General features: G+C 42.5%; 7 protein-coding genes and 1 pseudogene. 3 read left to right on the top strand and 5 right to left on the bottom strand.

Annotation, left to right across the window (positions count from 1 at the left end; genetic code table 11):
• Positions 1–380: hypothetical protein (locus VOR_RS18885; protein WP_010320739.1), on the top strand; the 380-nt coding region annotated here is incomplete at its 5' end.
• Positions 381–467: 87 nt separating this feature from the next.
• Here the strand turns inward: VOR_RS18885 and VOR_RS0116235 are convergent.
• On the bottom strand, positions 468–914 hold the full coding sequence (locus tag VOR_RS0116235) for a DUF417 family protein (RefSeq protein ID WP_010320738.1): 447 nt from the start codon (positions 912–914) through the stop codon (positions 468–470).
• A gap of 305 nt (positions 915–1,219) precedes the next feature.
• On the opposite strand from VOR_RS0116235, the gene VOR_RS0116230 reads away from it, so the two are divergent.
• The gene (locus VOR_RS0116230; protein WP_010320737.1) at positions 1,220–1,468 is read left to right on the top strand and encodes a DUF3297 family protein; all 249 of its coding nucleotides are present in this window, start codon (positions 1,220–1,222) and stop codon (positions 1,466–1,468) included.
• Positions 1,469–1,744: 276 nt separating this feature from the next.
• On the opposite strand, the gene sodC is transcribed toward VOR_RS0116230, so the two are convergent.
• The 3 genes from sodC to katE1 all read right to left on the bottom strand — a co-directional run bounded on the left by sodC (position 1,745) and on the right by katE1 (position 4,440).
• Positions 1,745–2,260, bottom strand: a complete 516-nt coding sequence (gene sodC / locus VOR_RS0116225; protein ID WP_010320736.1) for a superoxide dismutase family protein — start codon at positions 2,258–2,260, stop codon at positions 1,745–1,747.
• 38 nt (positions 2,261–2,298) lie between these two features.
• Complete coding sequence (locus VOR_RS0116220; protein ID WP_033197490.1) at positions 2,299–2,835, bottom strand: ankyrin repeat domain-containing protein; 537 nt, start codon at positions 2,833–2,835, stop codon at positions 2,299–2,301.
• A gap of 93 nt (positions 2,836–2,928) precedes the next feature.
• The gene (katE1, locus tag VOR_RS0116215; RefSeq protein WP_010320734.1) at positions 2,929–4,440 is read right to left on the bottom strand and encodes a catalase KatE1; all 1,512 of its coding nucleotides are present in this window, start codon (positions 4,438–4,440) and stop codon (positions 2,929–2,931) included.
• Positions 4,441–4,820: 380 nt separating this feature from the next.
• Between katE1 and VOR_RS18805 the strand changes: the two are divergent.
• Positions 4,821–4,937 (top strand): annotated as a pseudogene (locus VOR_RS18805) (IS630 family transposase); the annotation flags it as partial.
• Between the two features lie 121 nt (positions 4,938–5,058).
• Here VOR_RS18805 and VOR_RS0116205 read toward each other — a convergent pair.
• Positions 5,059–5,589, bottom strand: a complete 531-nt coding sequence (locus VOR_RS0116205; protein WP_010320732.1) for a ferredoxin reductase domain-containing protein — start codon at positions 5,587–5,589, stop codon at positions 5,059–5,061.
• Positions 5,590–5,684: the final 95 nt, after the last annotated feature.

Raw genomic sequence — 5,684 nt, 5'->3', positions numbered from 1 at the left:
ACGAAAATATAGGTTCATTAAATCGAGAACTGTTCGTTTTATTAGAGAATATGTTAGATCAACCTGATTTAAAGCCAGCTTATGCACTTATTCGACAATTAAGAGATACTGCAGAAAAACGTATTACTGATTTAAGTCAACAAGCTTATGCTAAAGGTCGAGCTGTATATGAGGCAGACCTACGTCATGATAGTTCTTTTTGGCGTGATCTTTATGGCGAATGGGGTCAAGGTACTGGCTATAAGCAAAGAGTTTCTGAAACCACACATAACTGGTTTAATGTTAGGAATTATGCAAAATATGAGGAATCAGTTACAGGTAGTGCAATTGAACAATGGAACAATTTATTAGCTGAGATTAGCGGTTTATCTGGGCGTTAGTCGAACATTTGTATTATCTCTCTCCTTAACAGGGCGTTAGGTAACAGGAGCCTACTTTAGAGAAGTTCTGTTTCGGCTCAATATTTATCACGTATTAGGCTTGTTTCGTTCGATAACGCTCACAGATATCGCGAGAAACAAAATGTCTTTGACTAAGAAGAAATTAGTAATTAGTACTCCGTCAGAAACTTTCCATGTGCTTGGGGTAGTAAGAAGAAAGCTTAATGTAGTGACAAAAATAATTGCTGCCGCAATACCCGAAAGGTAGGCTATTTTGGTGTTTTTAATGCCAACAATAAGCCCAATAGCAACAACAATTTCTGTTGCACCAATGATGTTGGATACTGCTTGAACAGAGATGAAATTATATAACCAACCCATGGCGAAATGATTTTCAACTAGTGGTTGAATGAGTTTGGCTTCAGTAGGTGTGAATTTGTAGATTCCAATCCAAGCTAGAACCAATGAAACACCAAAAATACCGATAAGGTACCCAATGTTGTCATTTTTTGAGTTATTTTCTACAGCATGCATAAATTACATTCCTCTTAGTTAGCATGCAGGAGAAGACCGAGAGAACAAGAAAAAAATTTCATTGAGAACAAGGTTACCTAACAAACTTTAAGAGTGATTCGCAACGCGTGGCATTTTTACTATGGGTTGCTTTTAGTGTTTCAGGTGGTTTGCGGCGGCTTCTGCATTGCTCACCTTAACAGGGCGTTATATGCCATCTAGTTCTGCGTTCTATACCGCATATGAAATAGCATCTTTACTATGTTGAGCGGTCGGCTTGTATTGTCTACAATAGCGCACTGTTTTACATATTTTAGGTTATAAACATGAACGACACTACAGCTAAACCCACTTTGCCGGATCACCTTGCTGGTAATCCTCGCAGCCCACACTATGTAGCGGAGTGCTTTGAACACCACATTGGCATTCGTCTAAATGGTAAAGAGCGTACTGATGTTGAAGAATACTGCATTAGTGAAGGGTGGGTGAAAATTCCTTCACCGAAAGCTAAAGATCGTTTTGGCCAGCCGATGCTGATTAAGTTAAAAGGTGAAGTTGAAGCTTTTTATAAATAAGCTGTATTTTGTACCGTCTGCATGCAATGTGTTGATAATTATCTAATTCAATGCATTGCATTCAAGATCTAGCTAGGTTTTTCATCTAAACATACAAACTATTTAAGAGTGATTCGCAACGCTTGGCATTTTTTGCTATGCGTTGCGTTTTGCTGAGCAAGGAATTGAGATGTATCGCCAAGGCACTTGGCAACGCATCACTCAGCCCAGCTCACATTCCAGTGCGAGATAAAATACTGTTGGCCATCTAGGATGACCAACTTAATTCAAAGCGTTTTATAAACCAATCACACCACACACGATGCGCGCACCACCGCCACCCAAGGGCATTGGATGGTCGGAATGGTTATCCCCGCCCGCGTGGACCATCAAAGCTTTACCTTTTACCTCTGCCATTTTGAAGCGGGATGCCAAAACAGGTTGATTTGCTTGGCCTTGCGCATCCACGTACAAAGCTGGTAGATCGCCCAAGTGATTGTCGTTTGTCCACGGATAGCCGTGTTTTCCGGTATTTTGCGGATCATAATGCCCACCCGCAGCGCCACCTAATACGGTTTTGCCATCTTTGGACGAGGTTTCACATGAGCCATTCGCGTGCACATGAAAACCGTGCAAACCGGCTGGTAAGCCAGTTAATTGCGGGGTAAATACCGTACCATGCTCGCTATTAGTTAAGGTAACGGTACCCACGGATTGGCCAGAGCTCAAATCCGTCATCACCACGGTCATTTCTTGAGCCAAAACCGAAGAAGTGAAGAAAGCGACGGCAGCAAACAAAGTAGATTTATTCATGATGGATATCCTTATTGAGGGTTTGAAAGTAATACATATTAGTTGAAAAGCCGTGATTGAGTAGGAGACGACACGGCCAATTTTTCTTGATGCAGCGCTTTTAACGTCTCATATTGACCGTATAACTCAGCAAATTCTTGCACCGAGAGTCCCGCTTTATTGCGAAGGTCATCCGCACACTCTGCTTGGTACAAGGCTCTCGCGATTTGTATTTCCCGCTTCAGTAGAGCTCCCATTAAAGCAGTATTACCACGTTTATCTTGCAAACAAGCATTCACTCCGAAGCGCAGTAAGAGTTCCACGGTCTGTGCGTTGCCTTGGTAAGCGGCAACCATTAATGCGGTATAGCTCTCTGCATTTCGTTGATTAATCGGAAATCCTGCGGAAAGAAATTCATTCACAACTTCGTCATTCCCCGTTCTTGCTGCCGCGAAAAAGAGTGAGATCAGAGATTGATATTCTTGGTGTATATCTTCCCCGACAATGCCAGACGGCTCCGAGGCCGCAACACTGAATCTAAAAGGGGATAGTACCAATAAGCCAGTTAAGGCGAGCGGCCATAGCCATTTCATCATTCCTCTCCTTTGCTATCGTGAATGCCCCACAAGAGTCCTATTTTCTGGGCAGAAAAGAGCGGATTTATCTCTTGCGGGGCAAATTTTTATCGGTTACATCGCGGCCAGTTTTACCACTTGTTTCAAGTCGGTATTGGTCGCACTGGCTAAGCGAGTGCCGTAATCCTTATCCGCTCGGTAGAAATGGCTGACCATAGTGGCTTTGATCTCTTTGTCCGTGACTTTGTTTAAGTCACCCGCCAAGTTGGTGATGAGGTCTTGTTTGTCCCGTTCATTTAAGCTGCGATAGAACACGCCCGCTTGATAAAAGTTGCGCGGATTGCTGATCGCTTTTTGCTGGACACTTCCAACCAACTGAGTTTGTAACGCTTTAAATTGAGGGTCCTCTTTCAATTCAAGCTTACGACTGGGTTGGTAGTTAATGTCTGAAGCCGTTTGTGCATTATTACTCGCGCCCTCTTGGTTATGACTGTTCACCTCAACCAACGGGCGGTTAATGGGCAGTTGGAACAAATTGGCGCCTAAGCGATACAGTTGTGTATCGGCGTACGCAAATAAACGCCCCTGCAACAGACGGTCTTCCGATGGCTCAATGCCAGGAATTAGGTTTGATGGTGCAAATGCCGACTGTTCGGTTTCCAAAAAGAAGTTGTTAGGCACCTTGTTCAAAGTCATCGTACCGACTTTCTTCTCGGGTAAATCCAACCATACTTTGGTGGCATCTAAGCCGTTGTAATCCAGTTTGCTCAGTTGTTCTGGAGTCAACACTTGTACATAAAGATCCCATTTTGGGTGATTACCCGCGTTAATTTGTGCATAGAGATCATCAGTCAAATGGTTGAAGTCCTGCCCCTGAACTTTTATGACCTCATCAGGGCGCAAACTTTCAATTCCTTGCAAGCTTTTCCAATGGAATTTCACGTAGTTCACATCGCCTTTTTGGTTGATCCATTTGTAAGCGTGAACTCCAAAACCGTCCATGGTTCGGTAGCTAGCAGGTGTACCTAAGTTGGTATACACCCAAGTCAACATATGTGTAGACCCTGGCTCATGACTGAAAAAATCAAAAAAGCGATTCGGATCCTGGAGATTGGTGACGGGCGATGGTTTCAGCGAGTGAACCATATCCGGAAACTTGATCGAATCACGAATGAAGAACACAGGCAGGTTGTTCCCAACCAAATCCCAGTTGCCTTGTTCGGTGTAAAATTTGGTCGCAAAACCTCGCGGATCGCGCAGCGTTTCTGGTGAGCCTTTTGAGTGAACCACCGTTGAAAAACGTACAAATACTGGCGTGATTTTGCCTTTGCTGGTGAACGGCGATGAGAGTGTCAGATCACTAAAATCACCGGATGCGACAAACTCACCATGCGCTCCTGTTCCTCTGGCGTGCACAACCTGCTCAGGAATACGTTCTCTGGCAAAACGCTGCAATTTTTGGATCAGATGAACATCTTGCAGCAACACACTGCCATGTTCACCTGCCGTGATGGAATTTTGGTTATCGCCAACTGGCGCGCCGTTGTCTAGTGTCAGAGTTTGTGCCTGTACGGATACTGCCACTAACCCCATTGAAATAATTAAAAAGCTTTTTGACATATGCATGGTTGCTCTCCAATGCGACCTGCCATTCTGACCGACGTTGCGGAGAATGAAGAAATCAAAAGCTCTTTTCTGCCCAGCGAGAATATACGGGTAAATAACCCTTTTCACTAAATGGGAAATAACGATGAATTTAATAGAGAAAATCGATTTAAACGAAAGTTGTAGACTACTTCTCATATTTTTATTTATCAATCGGCGTTATTTTAAACAAATATTTGTGAGATTGGTTCACAGTTTTATTTGTTAGCGATATATCCGTGATCATTGCTACCCGTGATCATTGAAGATGCTTGATTTTCCATGAAATCAGGATAATGCTACGCACCATGAAAATCGTAGCCACTCCTGAACAAAAACGGCAACTCGAACAGATGCATGATTCATTCACCTCTGCTATCAAAAAGTTTTTCGATGTAACGCTAGCAGAAGTTGCAGGCTCACTGGTATCTAGAATTACGGATAATTTTCAGATATTGAAACCTGCATCTTCAAGTTGAACGGGTATAGCGGCTTCGCGAGCGAAGGGTTTGAGTTCCTTTCTTATCTATATTTTTTTCTTAGTCTTTAAAAGGCTTAAGTTTAGACAATTACACAAAATTCAGGGCACTCTCATGTCTATTATACGTAGGCTAATCCATCACCATACATATTTGCCATGGTTGCATTGCATTTTTCAAGTAGATACTTTTTGCCTTCTTTAATCATATTTATTGGCCCACATAAGTAGATGTCAAAATCTTGCAAATCTGAAAAGTCATTTAATATTGCATCAACCACTAATCCTTCCCTGCTCATTATTTGGTCGCAGGATTCCTCCAGCGAACACACATAGTGTAGATTAGGATATTGATCTGAAAGCATTAATAATTCTGGGTGAAGATACAATTGGTTAATCCCTTTCACTCCCCAGTAAAGATAAATGCTCTGATCGAGTTGATTATGAAGAGCATTTCTAAGTAAGCTCATTATGTAGGATATTCCCGTTCCTCCAGCAATAAATAATATGGGATTGTTGCTCTCTTTACGTAGCCAAGCATTACCAAGTGGTCCTTCAATTTCTAGTGGAAGTTCAGCTTCTTTAAACTCATGTAAGGCAGCAATAGTACTAAGAATGCCTTCATCAGTCTTTGAGGTTCCAATATGGGTCATGACTCCAATCGGTTGATTTAAAAATAGAATTCCCGTTCAATGAATGTTCCGATCACCTTATCGTGCATCTCCTCCGATCGTAAGCGCATCATAAA

The sequence above is a fragment of the Vibrio ordalii ATCC 33509 genome, assembly GCA_000257205.1.
GTDB classification, from domain to species: Bacteria; Pseudomonadota; Gammaproteobacteria; order Enterobacterales; family Vibrionaceae; genus Vibrio; species Vibrio ordalii.
Note: the sequence above shows the minus strand (reverse complement) of the source record. Positions and strands in the feature narration are given on the sequence as shown.